Source organism: Francisella sp. LA112445 (genome assembly GCF_012224145.1).
Classification (GTDB): Bacteria; Pseudomonadota; Gammaproteobacteria; order Francisellales; family Francisellaceae; genus Francisella.
Map to the genome: position 1 here is coordinate 1,779,590 of NZ_CP041030.1, position 23,725 is coordinate 1,803,314.

The following is a 23,725-nucleotide window of genomic DNA, read 5'->3' on the forward strand; positions in this document are numbered from 1 at the left end:
TTAGCTTATAAATTAAGCCTCCTTAAATCGGCCAAAAGACATCAATTTATCATATCTTTTTGAGTTTCTTTGCTCAACGGACATTGCTGATAATTCTTTTAACTCAACAGCTAAAGCTTTTCTGATATTAGCAGCTGTAGAATCATAATCTCTGTGAGCTCCACCTAAAGGCTCTGGTATAATACCATCAACGATCTCAAGCTCTTTTAAACGATCGGAAGTTATATTCATCATTTGTGTCACTTCAGAAGCTTTTTCTGCTGTTTTATGCAAGATTGAAGCACATCCTTCTGGAGAAATTGTTGCAAAATAGCTATATTGAAGCATAAGTAATTTATCACCAACACCTATACCTAACGCACCGCCAGAACACCCTTCACCAATAACTGTACAAATTACAGGAACTTTTAACGCACTCATTTCAAACAAGTTCCTAGCGATAGCTTCACTTTGACCACGCTCCTCTGCTTTAATACCAGGATAAGCACCCGGAGTGTCAATAAAAGTTATAACAGGCATATTAAACTTCTCTGCCAACTTCATTAAACGTAGTGCCTTACGGTATCCTTCTGGATGCATCATACCAAAGTTGTGCTTAATTTTACTCTTAGTATCACGACCTTTTTCTTGTCCTATAACCATTACAGGAACATTATTTAATTTTGCAAGACCACCGATAACAGCCAAGTCATCACCAAATGCTCTATCACCGTGAAGCTCTTGAAAATCAGTAAAAACTAATGGTAAAAGATCTTTAAAATAAGGTCTATCCGGATGACGAGATAACTGAACTACTTGCCAATCTGTAAGCTTAGAATAAGTTGACTCCATTAACTCAAGTCTTTTCTTATTTAATTTTTTAAGTTCATTCTCTGTTTTTTCATCTTCAAAGACATGAGACAACGATGTAATCTTATCTTCAACTTCTTTAATTTTTGACTCAAAGTCTAAATAATTCATTTTCTATTTTCTCCTTTCAAATGCAAATCAATTCATAAAAATAGCTACAGATATTCTAAAGTATTTTGATAAAATAAAAAAGATAGCAATGAATGATTTTCAAAGTTTGTTATACCAATCATATATAATATAATCACTCACATACAAAATATTCTAAATTGATTTTATGCAAGATATTTCTCAGCACACACCAATGATTCAACAGTATCTAAAAATCAAAGCACAATATAAAGATATCCTGCTATTTTATCGTATGGGAGATTTTTATGAGTTATTCTTTGATGATGCTAAGAAAGCGGCTGACCTTTTAGATATAACTCTTACAGCTCGCGGTAAATCTAACGGTGATCCTATACCGATGGCCGGTGTACCCTATCACGCAGCTGAGAGCTATATTGCAAAGATTGTTAAAAAGGGACTGTCTATAGCAATATGTGAACAAATAGGTGATCCTAATACTTCCAAAGGCCCTGTCGAGAGAGATGTTGTAAGGATAATAACCCCAGCAACAGTTTCCGAAGAAGCTTTCTTAGATACAAATACAGATAGTATCTTACTAAGTATTTATACAAAAAATGATAAATATTACCTAGCTTATACCAGCTATACTCAAGGCAAAATATACTTGTTAAATAAGATAAACAATTTAATCGAGTTAAAGAACGAGGTTTTAAAACTCTCCCCTCAAGAGATTATCACTAACTCTCATGAACTTAAGGAACAAGATATATTCCAAAAGCCTCTTAAAGTTCTAGAAGAATGGTTCTTTAGTGGCTTTGAAGCAAAAAAACATATATCTGACTCTCTTGATATAAGCTTAGCAACCAATATTTTAAAACAATATAAGTCTGAGCAAATAATATCTGTAGGTTCAATACTTGGATATCTTGCTAGCACTCTAAAAGATACACCTAGACATATTACAGACATTAGCTTTAATGAAGATGAACAGATACTAAATATAGATATTAACAGTAGAATAAATCTTGAACTTGATAACAACTCAAAAAGCAGCTTACTAAGCATTATTGATAAATGTAAAACAAGTCTAGGCAGTAGATTATTACGAAGATATTTTAAAAATCCCACAAAGGATTTAGATAAAATACATCTACGCCATAACATTATTGATAATTTTAAAGAAAATCACCACTTCTTAAAGCTTCAAGAAGTGCTTAGTTACATTAGCGATATCGAAAGAATAATCTCTCGTGTTGCCTTAGGGACTGTAAAACCTAAAGACTTAATATCTCTTCAAAACTCCCTTAAACAGTTGCCAAAACTTAAGGAACTTTTATCCGAGAGAAAAGCTAATGAAATACAAAGCCTAAATAATGGTGTATATCAACTTGATGAGTTAGTTGATCTTTTAGATAAAGCAATTATAGATAATCCTCCGGTAACTATTCGCGATGGAGGAGTTATTAAAGAAGGTTTTGATAAAGAACTTGATGAACTTAAAAGCATAAAAGATAACTCTTATGATTTCTTATTAAAATTTGAGCAACAACAAAGACAAAAAACAGGTATAAGTACACTTAAGGTTGGCTATAACCGTGTGCATGGCTACTATATAGAACTATCTAAACAATATGCCGATCAAGTCCCTGCTGAATACACTAGAAGGCAAACATTAAAAGCTAGTGAGCGTTACATAACAGAAGAACTAAAGGACTTTGAAGATAAGATCCTTTCATCAAAAGAAAAAGCCCTAACTAGAGAAAAACTAATCTATGACTCTCTACTAAAAAAAGTGTTAGAGTACTACAGCCAAATTCAACAAACTGCCGAGAATATTGCCCAAATAGACGTTCTAGCTAACTTTGCTGAAAGAGCTATCAAACTAAACCTTAAGCAACCAAGTTTTAACAACCATGGTAAATTAGAACTTAAAGAAGTCCGTCACCTTGCTATAGAACAAAATATTGATGAGCCATTTATTCCAAACAATACATCCCTAACAAAAGATACTCATACTTTAGAAATAATCACAGGCCCTAATATGGGTGGTAAATCGACATATATGCGCCAAGTTGCTCAGCTAATATTTTTAGCACACCTTGGTTCATTTGTACCTGCAGGCCATGCAGATATTTGTGATATTGATACGATATATACAAGAATAGGAGCATCTGATGATATCTCAAGTGGTCGATCTACTTTTATGGTTGAAATGACTGAGACTGCTTATATCCTTAATAATGCCTCAAGTAATTCCTTAGTAATAATGGATGAGATAGGTCGAGGAACTAGTACCTTTGATGGTTTATCATTAGCAGAAGCCTGTGCTGAAAAATTCGCTAAAATAGGAGCTTTTACACTCTTTGCTACTCATTACTTTGAGCTTACTGAACTTGTAAACAAGTACTCGAATATAAAAAATATCCATTTTGAAGCTAAAGAATATAAAGACAATATTTACTTTATGCACAAGGCTGTAGAAGGTGCTGCAAAAAAATCTTATGGTATACAGGTTGCTAAATTAGCTGGTATCCCTTCAGATGTTCTAAAATCTGCTAAGCAAAACCTACACAAACTTGAAAACAAACAATCTATAATAATAGACTCTGACCAGCCTCAAACATCTTTTAATCTTGAAAGTCCAAATCAACCAGATGTATTAAGAGAAAAGCTTGATAATATCGATATCAATAACATAACTCCCGTTGAAGCATTGAATATACTTTTCGAACTAAAAAAATCTTAACTTATTACATAAGTTTTTCTAATTTGTTATAATTCTCAAGTTATAACTTATAAATTTTCTAGGAAAAACTATGCAAAACAATGAAAATCAACCTTCATTCTTAATTCAAAAAGTTTACACAAAAGATACATCTCTTGAAACTCTTAATTCACCAGAATGTTTCAAAGATCAATGGAACCCCAACTCTGACTTCAATATTGATATAAATACTAAAAAGCTTGATGAAGAAAACTTTGAGCTTGATTTAACAATTACAGTAACTACAAAAAACAATAATGCCAATGTATATATTGTTGAAGTTACTCAAGCAGGAATATTCACAATAACGAATATGCCAGAAGACCAAATTGAGTCAGTGCTTAACACTTATTGTGCCAACACACTATTCCCTTACGCTAAGAGAGTTCTTGACTCTTCAATTATGAAAGGTGGTTTCTTGCCTCTTAACTTAGCACCTATTAATTTTGATGCTATTTATATGCAGAAAAAAGCACAACAAACACAACAACCTACTCACTAGAGTAATAATTACTAAGATACTTTCGAAATGAATAATTCACAAAACAGTTTCATTAAGATTCTAGGATCTATAATGATTATTGTTGGCACCATGATTGGTGGTGGCATTTTAGCCTTGCCTATAATCACAGCAAAACTTGGATTTGTAATTGGTTCTATACTAATAATTTTAGTATGGAGTATAATGACTTACACAGCTGTTGTTATAGCAGATATTTCTTGCTCTATGCCTTATGGCAGTAGTTTTAAAACAATAGCAGAGAAATATTTAGGTAAAGCCGGTGGCGTTGTTGCTAGTATAGCTTTTCTTGTATTGATGTATTTTATAAGTACTGCTTATATCTCTGCTGCTGCATCATCACTATCAACAACATTTCCAAATATAAATGAAAATCTATCATCTTTACTATTTGTAATCATTTTTGGAAGTATCGTTGTCCTTGGGACAAGATTTGTTGACTATGCTAATCGATTTTTCATAATCTTAAAGATACTTGTCTTAGTTATATTATGTGTCGTTTTTAATAAGTATATTGAAGCAAAGAATTTATTTGTTGCTCCAGTTGATCTTGGAATATCTCTTGTTATTGCGATACCTGTTTTTACGACCTCATTCACATCTCATATTATTGTACCTGCCTTATCTGACTACCTTAGTAAAAATACTAAAGATATCAAAAAAGTAATTATTATTGGCAGCATAATCCCACTTATACTCTACATAATATGGGTTTCAACAATCCTAGGGGTGTTACCATTACACGGTTCTGTAAGCTTTATGGGCTCAATATTTAATCATATCCCAGTAGATAAAGCTAACATTGGTGATATCCTCATGGCTTTAGGAGATAAGGTCAAAACACCAGTGACATCAGCTGTTTTACATATATTCACATATGTTGCGATTATGACATCCTTTTTAAGTGTTAACTTATCATTATTTCACTTTAACCTTGATACTTATAAACTATATAAAACAAAAAAAGTTATTGGCTATTCGATAGCTACTCTTCTAACATTTGCTGTACCACTAATTATAAACCAGCTTGATCCTGATATATTTATATATGCTATGACATGTGTTGGTTTATCAATCGCAGTACTTTTAATGATTATGCCGTCACTCATGGCTCTTAAAATCAATAATCTTGGTGAAAACTTTAACTATAAAGTATCTAGGTATAAAAGCTTGTGGCTAATTTCTTTTGTATCTGGTGTAATAGTTATATTATGCGTTGTAATTTAAAATGTCGAATTTAGAACATATCAACAGCTTTCTCGATAACCTGTTATATCTTAAGAACTACTCCAAAGAAACTATTAACAACTATAAAAGAGATCTAATCCAACTAAACAAATCTCTAGGAGAAAAAAGTTTAACAGACCTAGGCTACAATGATATTTCAATATGGATAAAAAAGCTCCATGCTCAAGGAAACTCAAGTAAGACTATACAACGTAAACTTAGCTCTGTCAGAAGTTTTTATAGCTTCTTGTTAAATAATGAGATAGTAACAAAAAACCCTACTCTAGGTATAAAAGCTCCAAAAGGAGAGAAAAAACTTCCTAAAGCAATAAATATAGATGAGCTAGCATATTTACTTGATATAACACCATGTAATGACATCGAAGCTAGAGATATTGCTAGCTTTGACCTTCTATATAGCTGTGGTATACGGCTTAACGAATTATCTTCAATACAAATTAAAGATATCAATATAGCAAACAAAAGTATTCGAGTTACTGGAAAAGGTAACAAAGAGAGAGTTGTATACTTTGGTGCTAAAACACTGATAAACCTAAAAAGGTGGCTTGATATTAGAGATTGTTTTAACCCTCAATCTGATTATCTTTTCATCTCTCAAAATGGAAGTCACCTTACAAATAGATCCATCCAAAAAAGATTAGAGATCTTCGCTCAAAAATATGCTACTAAACACATACATCCACATATGCTTAGACACTCTTTTGCCAGCCATGTCTTAGATTCATCTAAGGACTTACTTGCTGTAAAAGATTTATTAGGTCATTCAGATATATCTAGTACACAGATCTACACACACCTAAACTTTCAACAATTAGCAGATGTTTTTGATAGTACACACCCTCGAGCAAAGAAAAAGTAATGATAATAAATACTCTTGATCAAGCAACAATAAACCATATTAATGAACTTATAGAAAACAGCTTTGAATATTCCCAATCCAAAGAGGATAAATATCTTTATTATGAAAATGGCGTACTAAAACTCTCAAATAAAACCCAAGAGCTTTTTATTGATTTTAATAGTAATGAAATTGCTAATAGAATTGATCCAAAATCAAAAAAATGCAGTGTTGTTCAAGCTGTAGAAGGACGCTCTAAAGAAAAGCTAAAAGTTCTAGATACAACAGCCGGACTAGGTAGAGATACTTTTACTTTAGCAGCGCGAGGACACCTAGTTACATCTATAGAAAAAGATATCTATATATATCTACTTCTTTGTGATGCCTTACATAGAGCTTGTAAAACTCAATCAATCTCACATATTGCCCAAAATATTACCTTGCTGAATCTAGATAGTAATCAATATATTCTAACTACAGAGAAAGTCTATGATTGTATATATGTTGATCCAATGTTTCCTCCACGTAGAAAAAGTGCAAAAGTTAAGCAGGGTATGCAAGTATTACATGAGGTTGCATTTAATGATGAGAGTCATAATACTCAACTACTAAAAAATATTCTCGAAACAAAAAAAACAAAGAAAGTTATTGTCAAAAGACCTATAAATGCAGATTTTCTCTATAATAGAAAGCCTTCCTCTCAGCTTAAAGGAAAAACAAATCGATTTGATATCTATAGTTTATAGACTCTTATTTCTCTTTACATCTGTATAAGAAGCTACAAGTAAGATACCCGCAATAAATAGACTAATAGCTGAAACCCAATAATAAGGAATAAACTCTTGGAAATTTGTAGGCGCTGATTTCATAATAACTGCCGAGTTACCATAACTTACCGCATAACTTATAAATACTACAGCAATAAATAATAAGCCTATAGACATCCTAAGAGCTATTAAAATAGAACCTATGACAAATAGCATATAGCATAAATAATCAAACCCAAACAATATATCGTAGTTAAGTATAAATGGATTTACATACTTGTACATAATCCCTACCCATATAAGTAAAACAACTAACGATACTGCTATAGCTGCTAATTTTTTTTGTTTTGTTGCTGGAGCATATATAGGCTCTCTAAGCCAGATAACTCCTGCAAAGATAGCCACAAATATCTGCGCAGATAAGAATATAAAGGAACTTGATAAGCCATACTTACCGTAAATAAAAACCTTTATTATCAAACTAGCAAAAACTAAGATCCAAGCAAACCTGACGCTTTTAAGAGCTAAAAATGCAAACGCTAATAAACAAATATTTGCTATACAATCATAAATAACATAATTCAAAGTAATCATACTTCTCCGATAGTTTAAAAAAACCTACTTCATAGATTTTAATATAAAAACATATATAATCATAAATATAAAGTTTTTTAGATTAAACAATTATTATGAAGTATTATAAAACTTTTTTGACACTAATATTAGCTAACTTGATTGCTAATATATGCTATGCAAATGACAGCATTTACATATGGAAAGCTAAAGATGGTAGTACTGTATTTTCACAATCAGAACCAGTTTTTGAACAAGAATATGAGGAAGTTGGAGTTCACTTTAAAAATCAAATTCATTCAAAATCTCCCGCAGAGAAGCAACTTGCTTCACTTAAGCAGAATAATATGTACATTCAAGAAGAAACAAATACAATCTCTAATAATGATAAAAAGTCAAATGGGGTTTTGAATGTTAAAATAATTTCTCCTGCAAATGGTGAAAATAGATTTGTTCATAGTGAGAAGCTCCCGATAGTATTAGAACCAGCTCTTACAGCTGAAGATCATCCTATTTTTATTCTAAATGGAATACCTTATCCTGCTCACTTTGAAAATGGTGTATGGAAAGTTAATAGGCCTAATCCAGGACCTGTTAGTATATCTGTCAGAGGTAGTACTAAAGATCATCAAACTATAACTTCATCTCAAGATACTAACTTTAACATAAAACAAGTCTTCGGTAGATAAAATTAATTTACAAATACTTTTGATTATTCACAATTTTATATATACTTAATCTATAGCTATTACTACATAAGTCTAATAAATGTCAAAATTTAATAAGGTCATTTTTAGTTTGATATTTGCAGCATATTCGGGCTCCGTTTTTGCAGATAATGGAACAACTTTGGTCTACTCATGGAGATCAGAAACAGGAAATGTTGTATTTTCAGAGACAAAGCCAAGTGGTGACATAGATTACAAGACTATAGAGGTTGGTAAGCCAACAATTATAAACCCAGAGGGTAAACAAAGCATCTCTAAAGCCGCAGCTGCAGCAACAACAAAAAAAGTAAATATTAATCAATCAGATATACAAAAACTTTCAGGTTCAACTTTAGCTGAAAAAAATATGCAAACTTTAGGTAATGAAAATCAGAATAGTGACCTAAATGTTCAAATAATATCTCCTAAGCAAGATGCTAATATTTTCACTAAAGATGAGAATATCCCCATAGTTACTACACCTGAAATTTCACCTGATGATAAACCTATATTCATAGTAAATGGAGCAACAATACCTGCAACTTTTGAAAATGGTCAATGGCAAATACCACGACCAACACCAGGACAAATTGAACTAAGCATTGCAGGACAAACTTCAAATGGTATGAACATTCATTCGATTAATGAGGTTACTTTCTTTGTTCGAAATGGTTGGTTAGCCCAGTCAGTAAATAACCAAAAGCATAAGCCCGTATATTCGTCATAAAAAACTTAATCTTTTTCCCACGCTACGTGTATAAACTTCTCTGGACTCTTCTCTTTTAAATGTTTTAAATTAGGACAGTTTGAAGTATGTATCACAACACCTTTTGTAACACTCATATAACCTTGTATTTCATCAGGATAGACAGGTTGACAACATTTAGCCAACTCATATTTCATGCCATCAAAACCTGAAACTAAAATTTTTGAGACTTTTGGTCTATCAGTTATGATTCTTGATCTTTTTTTAATAAGCTTTTCTTCAGCTGAATATGTATCAATAATATGATTAACGATACTGTTTACTCTTACATTACCATTTTCAATAGATGCAAATAAACTATCGCTATTTTTCATATTAAACTTAGATGCAACTTCTACAAAATCAATTTCTTTAAGATCATAACCTTTAAGCTCTTTAAGTAGCCTATCTTTTCCTAAAGCAATATTGTCTTCTTTATTTTGCTCATTAAACCATTTAGTAACCCTAGATCTATTACGAGCTGAGGACAAATATCCTAATCCCTCAGATGCCCAATCCTTACTTGGATTTGGTTCTTTTTGAGTTAAGATTTCAACTTTATCTCCTGTACTTAGCTTAGTTGTTAAAGGTACTATTTTACCATTTAGTTTAGCCCCTTTAGTACGATGTCCAACCATTGTATGCACAGAGTATGCAAAATCTAAAACTGTAGAACCTTCTGCCAAATCGATTAATTCATTTGCTGGAGTAAAAATGTAAAGTCTACTATTAAGCTCTTTAGCAATATCACTATCATCATCATTGATCTCTTTTTCCCACTCAAGAAGAGATCTTAACCACGCTACTCTTGCCTCGTATGACGCATCAAACTTAACGCCCTCTTTATAACGCCAATGCGCTGCAAAGCCTAATTCTGATTCTTCATGCATTTTATGAGTTCTAATTTGAACTTCAATATTTTGATCTTGGCAATGTACCACAGTATGTATAGATTTATAACCATTTGATTTTGGATTTGCTATGTAGTCGCTAAATTCTTCAGGTATTGGGGAGAAAAGATCATTAACCTCCGCTAAAACCTTATAGCACTCGTCAATACTGTGAGTTATAACTCTTACTGCTGTAATATCATATAAATCATCAAGGCTTTTGTAGCTTTTCTTTTTTAGCTTTTTATATATGCTATATATGTGTTTAACTCGTCCTTGTATTGCATCTTCTAGACCATATTTTTTCAGAGCTTGCTTTAGTTGAGCTATCACATCATTCAAGAAGCTTTCTCTTTGCTTACGAGTAACTCCTAAATCTTTAGCAATTTCTTTATATTTATCTTGTTCTAAAAAGAAAAAAGCCCTATCTTCAAGTTCCCATTTGATAGCACCTAAACCAAGTCTATTTGCCAAAGGAGCATATATATCTAATGTTTCACGAGCAATAACACGCTGAGTTTTATCATTTAGAGACTTCAGATGGCGAATCGTGCATAGTTTATCGACAATTTTAACTAATACAATCCTAACATCTTCTATTATCGTCAATAACATTTTTCTAAATGTATCAATCTGCTCAAGAGAGATATTATCTGAACGATACATTCTGATAGCCGACATCTTACGAGTACCTTGTAAGATCTTAACAACTGTAGAATTAGTCGCCTCTTGGACTTCCTCATCAGTAAGATCTCCAAAGTTGTAAAGCTCATAGAGTATTCCAGCTGAAACTGATTCTTCATCAGCCTTAATTCTAAAGAGTACATATGCCATTTCGATAGCATATAAAAAAGAGTTGATTCCCGTGGGATGTCGCACTGACTCTGCATTTTTAGCTTTTAGAAGATCTAATGCTGCAGCTATAATTTCAAACTTATCACCATTATAAAAGCTTTTAAGCTCAGATATTAAGAGCTCGTCTTTTATACGACCATCACTATCTAAAAGTTTAGAGTCAATAACTTGCATAAATACCCACTTTTTTATAAAAAAATACAAAGTTAATCTATAAGCCGGGTTCTGTAATAGACAGTCATTTATCTAGGTCTACTGTCACCAGTAAACTCAAGCGACCTACCCTGCCACTGCGCGAGCAACGCATTTGTGGCGCTATTTGGTCTTGCTTTAGATGGGGTTTACAATGCCACTGAATGTTACCACCAGTGCGGTGCGCTCTTACCACACCTTTTCACCCTTACCTTAAAAAATTAAGGCGGTATATTTTCTGTTGCACTTTCCGTAGGCTCACGCCTCCCAGACGTTATCTGGCATCTTGCTCTGTAAAGCCCGGACTTTCCTCACTCAATAAAAGCGCGACTGTCCGATTAACTTTGTAATTTATTAGCTTTCTCTAACTTTTGTTAGCTCAATAATATTATTAGATTTTACCGAATTATACTCTTCCTGCAAAGCTGATATTTTAGAATCATAATGTTTTTTTATTTTTATAATCTCAGATTCTAAATTCATTCTATCATTATTTAGTTTCAGACGATATTGATTATACTCTTCTTGTAGATTTACTCTATCATATCTAACAGCTTGGATAAGCTTAAATAACTCAACTAACTCTTCGGAAAATTCATTTAGCTTTTCAGCGCTAAAGCTTTCTTCACTAGATGTTTTGTTATATTTATAATTTGCAGATTTATCTTCTGTAATAGGTTTCTTTTTAATATCAAAGCTAGGTTTCTTCATAGAAATAATTTAAAGATTTAAAAGTTAATGAAATTTATATATGTGGTAATCTATCAAAGGCTACTAACAATTGCAATCCTATAATACTTACGCCACTTGATAATATTACCAGTAAATACACCTTACTAACAAGAGTATTTCTAGCTTCTTTTGATCTAACTACCCAAACCATCATAGCTGGCTGGATTATTAACAAAACTGCGACAAATATACTTGCATAGCCTAAAGCTGCTATAAAGCTATTTACGAAATACATAGCAAATATTAAAGGTGGTACTAATGTTATAACAAGAACTAATGCTCTTTTTAACTTTTTAGCCACATCAATACTATATAGATCCCTATTAAAAGAAAATAGAGCTAACGCAACACCTAAAAACGATGTAATAATCGCAAAATTCTCAAATAGTTTTATGAAAATTAGTGAACTATGCTGACCCAAGTTTTGATAAGCGGCTGCAAGTGTTTTACCTGCCCTACTAAGCTCAACAAAGCCTCCATGGCCATATAAACTAACAGTACCTAAAGTAGCAACCACCCATACTAAATAAATAATCAATGGTGTAAGTGCTCCTATTGCAATAGTTCTCTTAAAAATCCTATCATTTTCAAAATAGTTCCTAATAGCAGGGATAACAATATGAAAACCAAATGAAGTAACAAGAATAGGTATTGCAAACCAAATATATCCTTCACCTAACGAGTCAGCTTCTAAAAGAGAGCTTCGTATACTTGGCGCAACAAAAGCTATAAATAAAATAAATGCTAAGATCTTTAGGCTTAGAAACAACTCATTAACCCTAAAAACTACCCTAATCCCTTTATATATAAAGAACCCAAAAACTACACAAAATAGAATTTTTGCTAAATTTATATTTTCTAAATGAATCCAGCTAAATATATAAGCATTAAATAACTGTCCACCCATAAATATATAAGCAGTAAGTAATGAATATAAAAGTAGTAAATAGAAGACTAAATTCAAGACCCTGCCAGGCTTACCTAGTATATTACTAGCAATCGAATCCATATCTGTGCCTAATGGCTGAGAAATATTTGCCTCAACAATTAATAAAGCAGTTGCATACATAATTATCCAAACTAGGAATAGAGCCAATACTGCATAATTAAAGCCTACTGCGGCAACAGCAAAAGGAATACCTAACATACCAGCTCCAACTGCAGTTCCAGCTATTATAGCTACTGCCCCTATTTGCTTTACAATTGAGACCTCTTTCATCAAATGCCTTTCTCTATTTAATTTCAAAAACATTAAATTATAGCAAGTTTAATTATTCAATGTAAATAAACAAGATTACTCATCGGTAAATCAAAGTCATCATCAACTATATTTACATTTTATTACTTGATCTTAATGTAAAACCTCTGCAAACTATCTGCAATATTTTCTCTAAAATCTATCGCTATATGAGCCTTCAAAGAAAAGCTATGCTTGCTCTTTTTGTAGTTACTATATTCTGGGGAGCAACATTTCCTCTTATAAAAATTTCTCTAGCGTATATCTCACCAGGATTATTTGTAGCACTTAGACTTAGTCTTTCACTGCTACTTTTTATACCGATCATCATAAAATCAAACTTTAAGCATAAAAGATACCTATTAAAGGTAGGAGCCATTTTTGGATCTTTAGAAGGCTTAAGTTTTTACTTTCAAACTCATGGCCTATATACAGTATCATCAAGTGAGTCTGCATTTCTTACAGCTCTAAGTGTTATTATGATTCCGTTTATTGGTAGCATTTTTAAACTTGATCGTTTAACCATCTATAGTGTAGTTGCATCATTTGTATCTTTAGTTGGTATATATGCTCTTTCTGGGGCTAGCTTTCATAACTTCACTATGGGATATCTTTGGTCAATACTATGTGCATTAGCTTATGCTCTATCAGTAGTTTATCTAAGCTATGAAACTAGAAAAAACCAAGATACTGAAATCTTCAAAGATTTACGATTACTTATAGTTTTACAAATTATTTTTGGCATACCTATTCCTCTTATTTCGGATATCCCCTCTATGTATTTACAGTTTAATTATATTTTAGTAATTTCTTTGGTCTTCTGTTCTATTACAACTATTGTATGCTACTACTTACAAAACACATATCAAAAATATCTAAGTATGGCAGAGGTCGCTGTAATATTTTCATTTGAACCTATTTTTGCCACTATTTTTGGTAGAGTAATTAATGATGAGAAAATATATTTATCCACTATAGTTGGTGGTTTATTGATACTTGCAAGTTATTTTATAATTGAATTTGGAAATAGAAGAAGACAAAAAAGAGGATAATACTAACCCCAATATAAATTAATACAACAAAGTATTATTAACTACTACCATAGCTACTGCTATGCTAATAAAAACCTGCCTTGAATATGATACTTTATCTTTTTGCTCAAATTTATGTTTGGTGCGTAACATCAGTTATTAAGCCCTTGGATCAAAATTCATTTTGTCTTGCATTTGTTTATAAAACTCTTTTTTCTCATCCGTATCTGCAAGAGGTAGTTTAACGTCATAAACTATATAAAAATCTCCTGTACCAAGACCTTTACCTTTTATACGCATTTTACGCCCTGACTGACTTCCCTCCGGGACTTTCATTTTCTTCTTACCATATGGGGTATCAATCTCTAAGCTTGTACCTAAAGCTGCTTCCCATGGTGCAATATTTATATGCTCATAAACATCGTTACCATCAACTTTATAGTTCTTATGATCTACTACTTCTATTTTTATATATAGATCACCTGCTGGAGCATTCGTACCAACACCTGCACCACCTTTACCTTTTACACGTAGTTTTTTACCATTACCTATTGCTGCTGGTATATTCACATCAACACTCTTATGTTGCATTGTAGGCATACCGTTAGCCCCAGCTTCTTGATAACTATAAGATACTGATCTCTTACCACCTTTTATTGCTTCCTCGACATTCAAGCGTAACGATATATCTATATCTTCACCTTTTCTAGCTCTTGGTTGACCTCCACCAAAACCTCGAGCTCCGCCACCACCGCCAAAAAGGTCTCCAAATATATCACCTAAATCTTCAAAGTTAAAATTCTGAGAGCCTCCGCCTTGAGAAAAACCTCCAAAACCTCCTCCAGGACTGCCGCCAAAGCCGCCTTGTTGAACTTTATCCCAGTTTTCCCCATAAGTATCGTAAAGTTTTCTTTTCTCTTTATCACCTAAAACATCATATGCTGTTTGGATTTCTTTAAACTTATCTTCCGCGCCTTTCTCTTTATTAACATCAGGGTGATACTTCTTTGCTAACCTTCTGTATGCTTTTTTTAATTCAGCTTCTGAGACATCTCTACTCACCCCTAGTAATGAATAATAATCTGCCATATTTAACTCCTAAAACTTTCATAAAATATATCTATGTATTTCTACAGATATATTAAAATTAATCTATATAACTATGCCTACTAGTAGATATAAGGATTATTTAGAGAAAAACAAGGAATATTAAGAAAAACTATTTACTGACAGCAACTGTCTTATAAATAATTCCTGCTAATAGCGCCCATAAATAATTAAACACTATATTCATAACAAAAACCTCTACACCTGCATTTGAGGCAAAAAGACCCTTGCCTGACAATGGCATAAGAACTATAAAGTTAAAGAAAATAACAGCTAACCCCACAATAGAACTTTTGAAAAAGATATTTTTTGTTAAGGGTAAAGCAAATAGTATCGCCCATACACCACCCCAAACCATTAATCTATATAGTGTATACTTAAACTGGTCATTTAACTCTATACCCTGTTGACGAATAAAAGTAAAAATAAAATACAACACCATCGCACTAATCAAGCCCGATACGAAACCTACAAATATCTTATTTAAAAAACTTTTCATTTTCACATCCTCTATATTTTAAACCTACCTATAGAAATATAAATGTTCCAAGAAGTTCGTGCAAGCAAAATCCTCTTAAACAAGCTAGATTATCTTTATAAACTTAATTATTATCTAACTATAAAATCTTTAGATAAATTAAAGTATGCTAGAAGATAAACCCAAAAATTCCTTGATAAGAATAAACAAAGACAACTTTAAAAATAGTTTTTTTATTCAAGAAATAACGACTCCCATTGGAACAATAATAGCTATAGCAGATAATAAATATTTGTATACTTGCTGCCATATAAAAGACTCAAAAATTCAATCAATAGAAAAACTCCTTAAAACATATTCTGAGAGATTAACTTTTCAAAAGAATAATATCTTAGAAAAGACAGAGTTTGAGCTAGACCAATATTTTAGTAAGAAGTTAAAGAAATTCTCTATCCCAATTAAACTAACAGGTACAGAGTTTCAAAAACAAGTCTGGCAAGAGTTACTAAAAATTCCATATGGAGAAACTATTAGCTATCAGCAAGAAGCTATAAATATCGGCAAACCAACTGCTTTTAGAGCTGTTGCAAATGCTAATGGCAAAAATCTCTTACCTATAATCATACCTTGTCATAGAGTAATCAATGCTAATGGTAAATTAGGAGGTTATACTGGAGGGTTAGAGAAGAAAGAGTTTCTATTAAAATTAGAGTCAGGAAAATAAATACTTTTATCTAGCTTTTACGAATGTTACACAATTCTTTTTCTATGTAACCAAATCCACACAAGTGGAATTGCGATAATTATTATATCGGCAATAATCAAAATAGTAGTATAGCGTAAAATATCTTTAACATGCGAAAACCCTGGTGGGAATAACCCAAGTATAAAACCTAAAGAACACATAAATATTGCTACCAAAGACATAGTTATCAATAGCCAATTAGAGTTTCTCTTACCTACATAAAATACTCTATGAGTATCTGGTTGAGTAAATCTAAGCCTAATCGCTGCTACAAATACCATAACCCATGTAACTACTGTAAATTGTGAAGTAATAGCGATCAATAAAGCAAAAGCTGCATAAACTGATGGCATTATTAAAAAAGCTGTCGATAATACTATAACTATACATACTTGTATCATCAGCATATTAACCGGCATATTAAATCTGTTTTTACCAGCCATTATTTTTGGAAAAAGCTGTTGTTCTGCTGCTGTTTGCATACCTCTAGCAGGACCTAAAACCCATGTGCTTAGAGCTGCTAACATCCCAATGCTTATCATTATAACTATTAGGGGTTTAACACCACCTAAGCCAACAATATTTAAAACCTGTGAAATACCTTGTATTAGACCATTTAAGACATTTACATCTTTTACCGGAATAATAATATCCAGTCCTACAGTTGTTAAAATAGTTAAAGAAACAATTATTAGAGTAGCTATCAAAATTGACTTAGGAATATTCTTCTCTGGTTTATCAATATTTGTCATATGAAAAGCTACTGATTGGATACCTGAATATGAAGACAAAGTTTTAACTAATAAAGCATAAGTTCCTAAAGAAAATGCTGGTAAAATATCCTCAACCCCATGATACTCTAAATTACTTTGACCTGTTGCTAAGAAGTAAATTGCTCCCAAAATCAATAATACCCCAGGTATTATCATGCCAAATACCGCACCAATAATATTTAAAACAACAACTTTTCTCAAAGGTAAACAATTAAATAAACTTATAGCGATAAACACGCATACCATTACCAACCAAAAGGAAACGCTTGTATGAGCATTCTCTGCAAAACCTCGAAATCCAATATAAGCAAAAGTCGCAACTAATGCCGTTACAGAACTAGGGAATGACACTACATTATTAAACCACTCCAGCCACATCGCAAGCACACCGGCTTTTTCACCCAATCCGGCTTTGACCCAACTAAACATCCCACCATTATTCTGTGTAATCATACTACTAAGCTCAGCACATATTAATGATGTTGGTAGTAAAAATGTAATTGCAGCAATTAGATAAAAGAAAATACTCTGTAGACCAATCGTTGCCATATATGCGATAGAACTTAAGCTAATTATCGCAGAGATATTTAACATCGTTAACGATAAAGTCGAAATTTTCTTATTAGATAAACTCATAATATATATTAACCCTATATAAAATATTCTTTAACTTCTGGTCTTAAATTATACTCACTGGCCAATACTTTACCATAAGCTCCTGCTGAATATATAACTATTAAATCCCCTCTTTTTAATTTAGGCAGCAAATAATGCTTAGCAAAAACATCACTTGATTCACAGATAGGTCCTACAACATGATAATGTTGCCTATCAATTATATCATCCACTAATCCTACTATTTTATGTTGCGCTTGATAAAGAGCAGGTCTAATTAGCTCAGTCATTCCAGCATCAACTATAAGAAAGTTTGTTTCTTGGGTTGTTTTGTTAAATAACACCTGTGATAAGAGTATTCCAGATTGACCCACTAATGATCGACCTAGCTCAAAATGCAATTTCACATCATTACAATATTCAAAAAAGTTAGCAAAGCTCTCAAAAAAACTTTCAAAATCTGCAATAGCATTCTTTTTAGGGCTATCATAATCAACTCCTAATCCACCACCAAAATTAATATGTTTTATATCGACTCCCTTTTCATGTAATTGTTTAACATGTTTATTTGTCATAATTGCTAAAGACTGAAAAACTTGATGATTTAGGATTTGTGAACCTACATGATAATGTAACCCAACTAAGTTAATATTCTTAAGATTTGCAGAATCTTTTTCTAGCCATTTAAAGATATCTACAAACGCAATACCAAATTTATCATCAAACTCTCCAGTACTAATATAGCGATGTGTTTGAGCATTTATATTTGGGTTTATTCTCAAACAAATATTTACTTGCTTTGATTTATTTCTAGCAATCTCATTTACAACTTCTATTTCTTCTATTGACTCACAATTAAAAATAAAAACATCCGAATCAATAGCTAAATTGATTTCCCAATCTGCTTTCCCTACTCCAGCAAATACTATACGACTAGGGTCAACTCCGCACTCTAAAGCTCTTTTTATCTCACCACCACTTACACAATCTATACCCATATCATGCTTTTTGACAAAATCTATAATTCTAGGATTATGATTTGCCTTTATCGCATAATGAATCTCAGCATCTTTAAAGCTTTTATTCAACGCCTGTTTTGCCCTATTAAAAGTATCTTCTAACAATTGAGTATCATAGATATAACTAGGTGTTTTTAGCGATTTTTTTTGTACATAGTCAAACAACTTTTCATTATTAAAAATAATATAATCTTTCATTATAATTTCCTTAGGATAAATCTGGTAAGCACCACGATTGTTGTAATTTATTGTAGATATCTTGAGGTAACTGTACTAATACTGGAGATTTATTAATAACTAACAATTGTGTAATATCTTTAATATCTGTCTCTGACATAGCAGTACACCCCTCTGTACCAGTATCTTGAGACCTCCATGTATGCATAAAAATACAAGATCCTTTTTTAGACTTAGTAGGATTTTTATTGTATTGAATTTCAACCCCATACTTATATAAAGGTATTTCTGACATTTTCTCAGATGATTGCCAGTCTTTCCCTACTTCATTGATATCAATAATTTGGTTGTAGTATTTTGAATTAATATCATCGATACACTCTATTCCAGTTTGCACCGGAATATAATTTTTATCATTGTTCTTTTTATTTTCAAAACCAAAAGACTTACCGATCCTCATAACTCCCGCTGGAGCTTTATTATCAGACTCTTGCTTTAGCGGAGCATAAGCTATTTCTTCAAATGCTTTATCAGCCCACGCTAAGCCCTTTTTACCGACCACAATAGGTATATCTAGTTTAACTGGCAACCAATTATTTTGATTATCTTTAGTAAAAAACCATAATCTGCCCTGAATGCTTTGCCAATTCTTAGTTACCACAACTATCAATTGTTGAGCTTGATTTATTAACTCGAATGACTCTTGGTATATCATTTCTGGCCCTCATAAATATCTAAATTTAAAATGATTTTTTGAAACATTATTAATAGTAAACTTCAATACTAAAATATATCTCTCGAAATTCATTAATATTAATTAAAAAAACCTAAAGATATAATTATATTTAACTTACTTTTTATCTAGCAAAAAACACCTCAAATAATAAAGACTAAATAATAATGTATAATTTGCAAATTTTTTACATATAAAATTCAATTATTTGATTTTTATTACTAAGAAAATATTATACAATCGTATTAATACAACTAGTTAGTTAGATCTAACCAAGTTAAAAATTACCTTATAAAAAAATAGAGTGGTTATATGTTAAATTTCTTTCACTATATGTGAAGAGATTTTTTTATATAAGTATTCTCATAAACTTTCAAATCACAAAGGAGATGCATAAATGAATGCTCAAAAATACATTGATAGCGTAATTGCTGAGGTAGAAAAAAGAGATGGTCACGAAAAAGAATTTATTCAAGCAGTGAAAGAAGTATTCTCTACTCTTAAGCCAGCATTAGAACAAAACCCTAAATATATTGAAGAAAATATTTTAGCGCGTATGGTTGAACCTGAAAGAGGTATTTCTTTCAGAGTCCCATGGGTTGATAGAAATGGTGATGTTCAAGTAAATAGAGGTTTTAGATACCAGTTCAACGGTGCTATCGGTCCTTTCAAAGGTGGTATTAGATTCCATCCTAGCGTGTATTCTGGAATTATCAAATTCTTAGGTTTTGAGCAAGTTTTCAAAAACAGTTTAACTACACTTCCTATGGGTGGTGGTAAAGGTGGTGCTGACTTTGACCCTAAAGGCAAAACTGAACAAGAAATCATGAATTTCTGCCAAAGCTTCATGATGGAGCTACAACGTCATATTGGTCCAGATAGAGATGTTCCTGCTGGTGATATCGGTGTAGGTGGTAGAGAGATTGGCTATATGTATGGTCAATATAGAAGAGTAAGAAACTCTTTTGAAAATGGTGTACTAACTGGTAAATCTCTTGAGTCTGGCGGAAGCTTAATTCGTCCAGAAGCTACTGGTTATGGTGCTGTTTTCTTCTTAGACGAAATGCTTAAGCATGATGGCGAAACTATGGAAGGTAAAACTATAGTAACTTCTGGTTATGGTAACGTTGCTTGGGGTGTATGTAAGAAAGTTGCTCAACTAGGTGGTAAAGTTGTTACGATCTCTGGTTCAAAAGGTTTTGTTCATGATCCTGAAGGTATCACAACAGAAGAAAAAATCGAGTTCTTGCTAAAAATCCGTAATGGTGAAAAAACTATGCAAGATTATGCTAAAGAGTTCGATGCTAGCTGGCACCCAGGTGAGAAGCCTTGGGGTATAAAAGCTGATATCGCTATTCCTGCAGCAACTCAAAATGAAATAGATGTTGAAGATGCTAAAAAACTTATTGAGGCTGGTGTTAAATACGTTGTTGAAGCTTCTAACATGCCTACTACTAACGAAGCTATTGAGTTCTTAATGAAAAAAGGTATAAACCTAGCTCCGGGTAAAGCTGCTAACGCAGGTGGTGTTGCTGTTTCTGGTTTAGAGATGTCACAAAACTCAGCACGTCTATCTTGGACAGCTGAAGAAGTTGAAGCTAAACTACAACAAATCATGGCAAACATTTTCCATGCTTGTAAGTTTGCTAGTAGTAAATATAACCTTGGTTATAACCTAGTTGCTGGTGCTAATTTAGCTGGTTTTGAAAAAGTTGCTGAAGCGATGATCCAACAAGGTAGATATTAATAACCTTTCTTTTATTTCTTTTTCCTAAAAAATTCAAACAACTGATATACTTTACTTCATATAACTATAAATAAAGTATATTTTTCTATAATGACTATACCAAATAGTAAATTCGATGTGATAATAATCGGCGCAGGCGCTGCTGGGCTTATGTGTGCTATCGAAGCAGCAAAAAGAAATCGCAAAGTACTTGTGCTAGATCACGCTAATAAAGTTGGTAAAAAAATATTGATGTCTGGTGGTGGGCGTTGCAACTTTACTAACTATAATATTGCACCTGATAGATATATAGCTGATAATCAACACTTCATGAAATCCGCTCTATCTCGCTATACTCAATGGGACTTTATATCCTTAGTAAGTGATTATCAAATACCCTTTCATGAAAAAACTTTAGGGCAACTTTTTTGTGATAATAAAGCTAAAGATATAGTTAATATGCTCTTAGATGAATGTAAAAAATATAATGCCCAAATAAAGCTACACACATCAATAACGAGTATAAAGAAACAAGATGAGCTATTTCATATTACTACACAGGATAATGACTATACATGTAACTCATTTGTAATTGCTACTGGTGGTTTATCAATCCCGACAATGGGAGCGACAGGCTTTGGCTATAAAATAGCAAAGCAATTTGGTCTAAAAGTAAACACTCAAAGAGCTGGATTGGTACCTTTTATATTTAATCAAAAAGATCAAAAAAGATTTGGACAATTAAAGGGAATTTCTATTTTTTGTAGAGTATCTAATGATAAAACACATTTTGATGAAAATATCCTTTTTACACATAAAGGCTTAAGTGGTCCAGCTATCTTACAGATATCATCATATTGGAATACTGGAGAATCTATAAAAATTGATCTATCACCAAATGTCCAAATCAACGATTTTCTAAATCAAAAAAAAGCACTAGGGTCAAAATCAATTATAAAAAACATATTATCGGAGTTATTTCCTAAAAACTTTGTTGCTGTTTTTTTTGATGATGGCATACTAAATAAAAGAGCTTGTGATTTATCTTTTGATGATATAAATATCCTTCATACAAAATTACATGAGTGGATTATATATCCTCAAACCACTGAAGGCTATCGCACCGCAGAGGTAACACTAGGTGGTGTTAGTTGCGATGAACTATCGTCAAAAACATTAGAATCCAACAAAATCAAAGGCTTATATTTTATTGGTGAAGTTGTTGATGTTACAGGATGGCTTGGAGGTTACAATTTTCAATGGGCTTGGGCTTCTGGTTGGGCCGCTGGACAAGTTGTATAAGATGAAAAGCTAAGTTATAATAACCCCTTAGATACAGACGAGTTGCTACATAGTATGAAAATCCCCGCTTCAAAAGAGTTAGATATTAAAAAAGCTATATTAAAGGCTATAGAAAACAACACAAGTCCTGCTAAATTAGCAGATAGCTTTGGTGTATCTAAAAGTACTATTTATAAATATCGTAGAGGATTAGTAGAACAAGGATTTATCCAAAAGAATGAAAACGGTGTATATGTAATATCACCAAATAAATTCTCTATAAAGCCATCTAAAGTCCCTAAAACAGCTGACCTTGAGTTATCATATCAAAGTGAAAGCTTAGAAGTTAAAGATAATCAATATGTACATATTAAAGATCATCACGTACAAAATCTAAATGACCAAGCTGAGCAACCTGAAGAAGAACAAGAAGTAGAAGTAAAAATTTTAAAGAAAAAACAAAACTTCACTCCTATCGAAGAGCCTAATGATAAACAAAAAGGACTCTTGCAAAAACTCTTTGGTAAATTTATTAAAAAAAAAAGTTAACCTCTTCTCAAGAACTTAACTAAATAAACCAATAAAAAAGCTACTATCCCTAATACTAATCCACCGACAATACTACCTAAATATAGTGGTCGCCAAAACTGATCAATATTTTGCATAACATAGGTTGCATAAGAGCGCCAATCTACTATATTAATATTTAACCCAAGTAAAAAACTACCAAAAATATAATTAGCAAAATATATCGGTAACCATGTAACAGGATTACTAATCCATACGCAAGCTATAGCTATAGGTATATTTGCTCCTAGATAAACACACATAATAACTGTCGGAATCATCTGAAAAGGCATCGGGATCATCATCCAAAATAAACCTATCATTAAAGCTCTTGCAACAGATCCATAGCTTAAACGCCACAAAGACTTTTTAAGTAACTTCTCTTCTACAAATCTAAGACCTTTAGTTTGACCAAGAGATTTTTTCAGTTTAACAAGCTTACGCGCCCTGTAATAGTTCATTGTAGTTTTCTAAATTAGTTTAC

The 23,725-nt window shown here is 32.2% G+C and carries 23 protein-coding genes and 1 other RNA gene; 12 read left to right on the forward strand and 12 right to left on the reverse strand.

Annotated elements, in window-relative coordinates; genetic code table 11:
* Positions 1 to 12 precede the first annotated feature (12 nt).
* Positions 13 to 960: an acetyl-CoA carboxylase carboxyltransferase subunit alpha gene (locus FIP56_RS08620; protein ID WP_192578510.1), complete on the reverse strand. Its 948-nt coding sequence runs from the start codon at positions 958 to 960 to the stop codon at positions 13 to 15.
* A 166-nt stretch (positions 961 to 1,126) separates the two neighbouring features.
* On the opposite strand from FIP56_RS08620, the gene mutS reads away from it, so the two are divergent.
* From mutS to FIP56_RS08645, 5 genes are all read left to right on the forward strand, one after another.
* Positions 1,127 to 3,667 (forward strand): DNA mismatch repair protein MutS, encoded by a 2,541-nt coding sequence (gene mutS, locus FIP56_RS08625; protein ID WP_192578511.1) that lies wholly within the window; start codon positions 1,127 to 1,129, stop codon positions 3,665 to 3,667.
* Positions 3,668 to 3,737: 70 nt separating this feature from the next.
* Positions 3,738 to 4,187 carry a protein-export chaperone SecB gene (gene secB / locus FIP56_RS08630; protein WP_192578512.1) on the forward strand — a complete coding sequence of 150 codons (450 nt, stop codon included), beginning with the start codon at positions 3,738 to 3,740 and terminating at the stop codon, positions 4,185 to 4,187.
* Between the two features lie 27 nt (positions 4,188 to 4,214).
* Entirely contained in the window at positions 4,215 to 5,432 is a 1,218-nt protein-coding gene (locus FIP56_RS08635; protein ID WP_192578513.1) for an aromatic amino acid transport family protein, read from the forward strand.
* Position 5,433: 1 nt separating this feature from the next.
* Complete coding sequence (gene xerA, locus FIP56_RS08640) at positions 5,434 to 6,312, forward strand: site-specific tyrosine recombinase/integron integrase (RefSeq protein ID WP_192578514.1); 879 nt, start codon at positions 5,434 to 5,436, stop codon at positions 6,310 to 6,312.
* Positions 6,312 to 7,037, forward strand: coding sequence for a class I SAM-dependent methyltransferase (locus FIP56_RS08645; RefSeq protein ID WP_192578515.1), 726 nt, complete (start codon positions 6,312 to 6,314; stop codon positions 7,035 to 7,037). The genes xerA and FIP56_RS08645 overlap by 1 nt, the downstream gene beginning before the upstream one ends.
* On the opposite strand, the gene FIP56_RS08650 is transcribed toward FIP56_RS08645, so the two are convergent.
* A complete protein-coding gene (locus tag FIP56_RS08650; RefSeq protein WP_192578516.1) occupies positions 7,032 to 7,652 on the reverse strand; it encodes a hypothetical protein in 621 nt (206 codons plus the stop codon). The two genes, FIP56_RS08645 and FIP56_RS08650, sit on opposite strands and share 6 nt — an antisense overlap.
* 95 nt (positions 7,653 to 7,747) lie before the next feature.
* Here FIP56_RS08650 and FIP56_RS08655 point away from each other — a divergent pair, with 95 nt between their 5' ends.
* Both FIP56_RS08655 and FIP56_RS08660 read left to right on the forward strand, forming a co-directional pair.
* The gene (locus tag FIP56_RS08655; protein WP_192578517.1) at positions 7,748 to 8,320 is read left to right on the forward strand and encodes a DUF4124 domain-containing protein; all 573 of its coding nucleotides are present in this window, start codon (positions 7,748 to 7,750) and stop codon (positions 8,318 to 8,320) included.
* A 79-nt stretch (positions 8,321 to 8,399) separates the two neighbouring features.
* Positions 8,400 to 9,065: a DUF4124 domain-containing protein gene (locus tag FIP56_RS08660; RefSeq protein WP_192578518.1), complete on the forward strand. Its 666-nt coding sequence runs from the start codon at positions 8,400 to 8,402 to the stop codon at positions 9,063 to 9,065.
* Positions 9,066 to 9,070: 5 nt separating this feature from the next.
* On the opposite strand, the gene FIP56_RS08665 is transcribed toward FIP56_RS08660, so the two are convergent.
* From FIP56_RS08665 to FIP56_RS08680, 4 genes are all read right to left on the reverse strand, one after another.
* Positions 9,071 to 11,002, reverse strand: coding sequence for a RelA/SpoT family protein (locus FIP56_RS08665; protein ID WP_192578519.1), 1,932 nt, complete (start codon positions 11,000 to 11,002; stop codon positions 9,071 to 9,073).
* A 24-nt stretch (positions 11,003 to 11,026) separates the two neighbouring features.
* Positions 11,027 to 11,366, reverse strand: an RNA gene (gene rnpB, locus FIP56_RS08670) — RNase P RNA component class A.
* Positions 11,367 to 11,374: 8 nt separating this feature from the next.
* Positions 11,375 to 11,731: a hypothetical protein gene (locus FIP56_RS08675; protein ID WP_192578520.1), complete on the reverse strand. Its 357-nt coding sequence runs from the start codon at positions 11,729 to 11,731 to the stop codon at positions 11,375 to 11,377.
* A 34-nt stretch (positions 11,732 to 11,765) separates the two neighbouring features.
* Positions 11,766 to 12,971 (reverse strand): aromatic amino acid transport family protein, encoded by a 1,206-nt coding sequence (locus tag FIP56_RS08680; protein WP_192578521.1) that lies wholly within the window; start codon positions 12,969 to 12,971, stop codon positions 11,766 to 11,768.
* A 188-nt stretch (positions 12,972 to 13,159) separates the two neighbouring features.
* On the opposite strand from FIP56_RS08680, the gene FIP56_RS08685 reads away from it, so the two are divergent.
* Complete coding sequence (locus tag FIP56_RS08685) at positions 13,160 to 14,041, forward strand: DMT family transporter (RefSeq protein ID WP_192578522.1); 882 nt, start codon at positions 13,160 to 13,162, stop codon at positions 14,039 to 14,041.
* Positions 14,042 to 14,179: 138 nt separating this feature from the next.
* Here the strand turns inward: FIP56_RS08685 and FIP56_RS08690 are convergent, their stop codons facing one another.
* Together FIP56_RS08690 and FIP56_RS08695 are read right to left on the reverse strand one after the other, a co-directional pair.
* Positions 14,180 to 15,109, reverse strand: coding sequence for a DnaJ C-terminal domain-containing protein (locus FIP56_RS08690; RefSeq protein WP_192578523.1), 930 nt, complete (start codon positions 15,107 to 15,109; stop codon positions 14,180 to 14,182).
* Between the two features lie 130 nt (positions 15,110 to 15,239).
* A complete protein-coding gene (locus FIP56_RS08695) occupies positions 15,240 to 15,626 on the reverse strand; it encodes a membrane lipoprotein (RefSeq protein WP_192578524.1) in 387 nt (128 codons plus the stop codon).
* A gap of 145 nt (positions 15,627 to 15,771) precedes the next feature.
* On the opposite strand from FIP56_RS08695, the gene FIP56_RS08700 reads away from it, so the two are divergent.
* Positions 15,772 to 16,329, forward strand: coding sequence for a methylated-DNA--[protein]-cysteine S-methyltransferase (locus FIP56_RS08700; RefSeq protein WP_192578525.1), 558 nt, complete (start codon positions 15,772 to 15,774; stop codon positions 16,327 to 16,329).
* A gap of 26 nt (positions 16,330 to 16,355) precedes the next feature.
* Here the strand turns inward: FIP56_RS08700 and FIP56_RS08705 are convergent, their stop codons facing one another.
* Genes FIP56_RS08705 through FIP56_RS08715 form a run of 3 tightly spaced genes read right to left on the reverse strand, consistent with a single transcriptional unit; the run spans position 16,356 to position 19,649 of the window.
* Positions 16,356 to 17,759 (reverse strand): APC family permease, encoded by a 1,404-nt coding sequence (locus FIP56_RS08705; protein ID WP_192578526.1) that lies wholly within the window; start codon positions 17,757 to 17,759, stop codon positions 16,356 to 16,358.
* 14 nt (positions 17,760 to 17,773) lie between these two features.
* Entirely contained in the window at positions 17,774 to 18,955 is a 1,182-nt protein-coding gene (lysA, locus tag FIP56_RS08710; protein ID WP_192578527.1) for a diaminopimelate decarboxylase, read from the reverse strand.
* 10 nt (positions 18,956 to 18,965) lie between these two features.
* Positions 18,966 to 19,649, reverse strand: coding sequence for a L,D-transpeptidase family protein (locus FIP56_RS08715; protein ID WP_192578528.1), 684 nt, complete (start codon positions 19,647 to 19,649; stop codon positions 18,966 to 18,968).
* 415 nt (positions 19,650 to 20,064) lie between these two features.
* Here FIP56_RS08715 and gdhA point away from each other — a divergent pair, with 415 nt between their 5' ends.
* From gdhA to FIP56_RS08730, 3 genes are all read left to right on the forward strand, one after another.
* Positions 20,065 to 21,414: an NADP-specific glutamate dehydrogenase gene (gene gdhA / locus FIP56_RS08720; protein ID WP_192578529.1), complete on the forward strand. Its 1,350-nt coding sequence runs from the start codon at positions 20,065 to 20,067 to the stop codon at positions 21,412 to 21,414.
* Between the two features lie 90 nt (positions 21,415 to 21,504).
* On the forward strand, positions 21,505 to 22,695 hold the full coding sequence (locus tag FIP56_RS08725) for an NAD(P)/FAD-dependent oxidoreductase (RefSeq protein WP_192578530.1): 1,191 nt from the start codon (positions 21,505 to 21,507) through the stop codon (positions 22,693 to 22,695).
* Between the two features lie 54 nt (positions 22,696 to 22,749).
* Positions 22,750 to 23,223: a helix-turn-helix domain-containing protein gene (locus tag FIP56_RS08730; RefSeq protein ID WP_192578531.1), complete on the forward strand. Its 474-nt coding sequence runs from the start codon at positions 22,750 to 22,752 to the stop codon at positions 23,221 to 23,223.
* Here the strand turns inward: FIP56_RS08730 and FIP56_RS08735 are convergent.
* Entirely contained in the window at positions 23,220 to 23,702 is a 483-nt protein-coding gene (locus FIP56_RS08735; protein WP_192578532.1) for a DUF2062 domain-containing protein, read from the reverse strand. The genes FIP56_RS08730 and FIP56_RS08735 overlap by 4 nt on opposite strands.
* Between the last annotated feature and the right edge of the window lie 23 nt (positions 23,703 to 23,725).

What these genes read in the sequence shown, in the direction of transcription:
- FIP56_RS08620 (WP_192578510.1), bottom strand. Translation starts at nt 960, where the DNA reads ATGAATTATTTAGACTTTGAGTCAAAAATTAAAGAAGTTGAAGATAAG.
- mutS (WP_192578511.1), top strand. Translation starts at nt 1,127, where the DNA reads ATGCAAGATATTTCTCAGCACACACCAATGATTCAACAGTATCTAAAA.
- secB (WP_192578512.1), top strand. Translation starts at nt 3,738, where the DNA reads ATGCAAAACAATGAAAATCAACCTTCATTCTTAATTCAAAAAGTTTAC.
- FIP56_RS08635 (WP_192578513.1), top strand. Translation starts at nt 4,215, where the DNA reads ATGAATAATTCACAAAACAGTTTCATTAAGATTCTAGGATCTATAATG.
- xerA (WP_192578514.1), top strand. Translation starts at nt 5,434, where the DNA reads ATGTCGAATTTAGAACATATCAACAGCTTTCTCGATAACCTGTTATAT.
- FIP56_RS08645 (WP_192578515.1), top strand. Translation starts at nt 6,312, where the DNA reads ATGATAATAAATACTCTTGATCAAGCAACAATAAACCATATTAATGAA.
- FIP56_RS08650 (WP_192578516.1), bottom strand. Translation starts at nt 7,652, where the DNA reads ATGATTACTTTGAATTATGTTATTTATGATTGTATAGCAAATATTTGT.
- FIP56_RS08655 (WP_192578517.1), top strand. Translation starts at nt 7,748, where the DNA reads ATGAAGTATTATAAAACTTTTTTGACACTAATATTAGCTAACTTGATT.
- FIP56_RS08660 (WP_192578518.1), top strand. Translation starts at nt 8,400, where the DNA reads ATGTCAAAATTTAATAAGGTCATTTTTAGTTTGATATTTGCAGCATAT.
- FIP56_RS08665 (WP_192578519.1), bottom strand. Translation starts at nt 11,002, where the DNA reads ATGCAAGTTATTGACTCTAAACTTTTAGATAGTGATGGTCGTATAAAA.
- FIP56_RS08675 (WP_192578520.1), bottom strand. Translation starts at nt 11,731, where the DNA reads ATGAAGAAACCTAGCTTTGATATTAAAAAGAAACCTATTACAGAAGAT.
- FIP56_RS08680 (WP_192578521.1), bottom strand. Translation starts at nt 12,971, where the DNA reads ATGAAAGAGGTCTCAATTGTAAAGCAAATAGGGGCAGTAGCTATAATA.
- FIP56_RS08685 (WP_192578522.1), top strand. Translation starts at nt 13,160, where the DNA reads ATGAGCCTTCAAAGAAAAGCTATGCTTGCTCTTTTTGTAGTTACTATA.
- FIP56_RS08690 (WP_192578523.1), bottom strand. Translation starts at nt 15,109, where the DNA reads ATGGCAGATTATTATTCATTACTAGGGGTGAGTAGAGATGTCTCAGAA.
- FIP56_RS08695 (WP_192578524.1), bottom strand. Translation starts at nt 15,626, where the DNA reads ATGAAAAGTTTTTTAAATAAGATATTTGTAGGTTTCGTATCGGGCTTG.
- FIP56_RS08700 (WP_192578525.1), top strand. Translation starts at nt 15,772, where the DNA reads ATGCTAGAAGATAAACCCAAAAATTCCTTGATAAGAATAAACAAAGAC.
- FIP56_RS08705 (WP_192578526.1), bottom strand. Translation starts at nt 17,759, where the DNA reads ATGAGTTTATCTAATAAGAAAATTTCGACTTTATCGTTAACGATGTTA.
- lysA (WP_192578527.1), bottom strand. Translation starts at nt 18,955, where the DNA reads ATGAAAGATTATATTATTTTTAATAATGAAAAGTTGTTTGACTATGTA.
- FIP56_RS08715 (WP_192578528.1), bottom strand. Translation starts at nt 19,649, where the DNA reads ATGATATACCAAGAGTCATTCGAGTTAATAAATCAAGCTCAACAATTG.
- gdhA (WP_192578529.1), top strand. Translation starts at nt 20,065, where the DNA reads ATGAATGCTCAAAAATACATTGATAGCGTAATTGCTGAGGTAGAAAAA.
- FIP56_RS08725 (WP_192578530.1), top strand. Translation starts at nt 21,505, where the DNA reads ATGACTATACCAAATAGTAAATTCGATGTGATAATAATCGGCGCAGGC.
- FIP56_RS08730 (WP_192578531.1), top strand. Translation starts at nt 22,750, where the DNA reads ATGAAAATCCCCGCTTCAAAAGAGTTAGATATTAAAAAAGCTATATTA.
- FIP56_RS08735 (WP_192578532.1), bottom strand. Translation starts at nt 23,702, where the DNA reads ATGAACTATTACAGGGCGCGTAAGCTTGTTAAACTGAAAAAATCTCTT.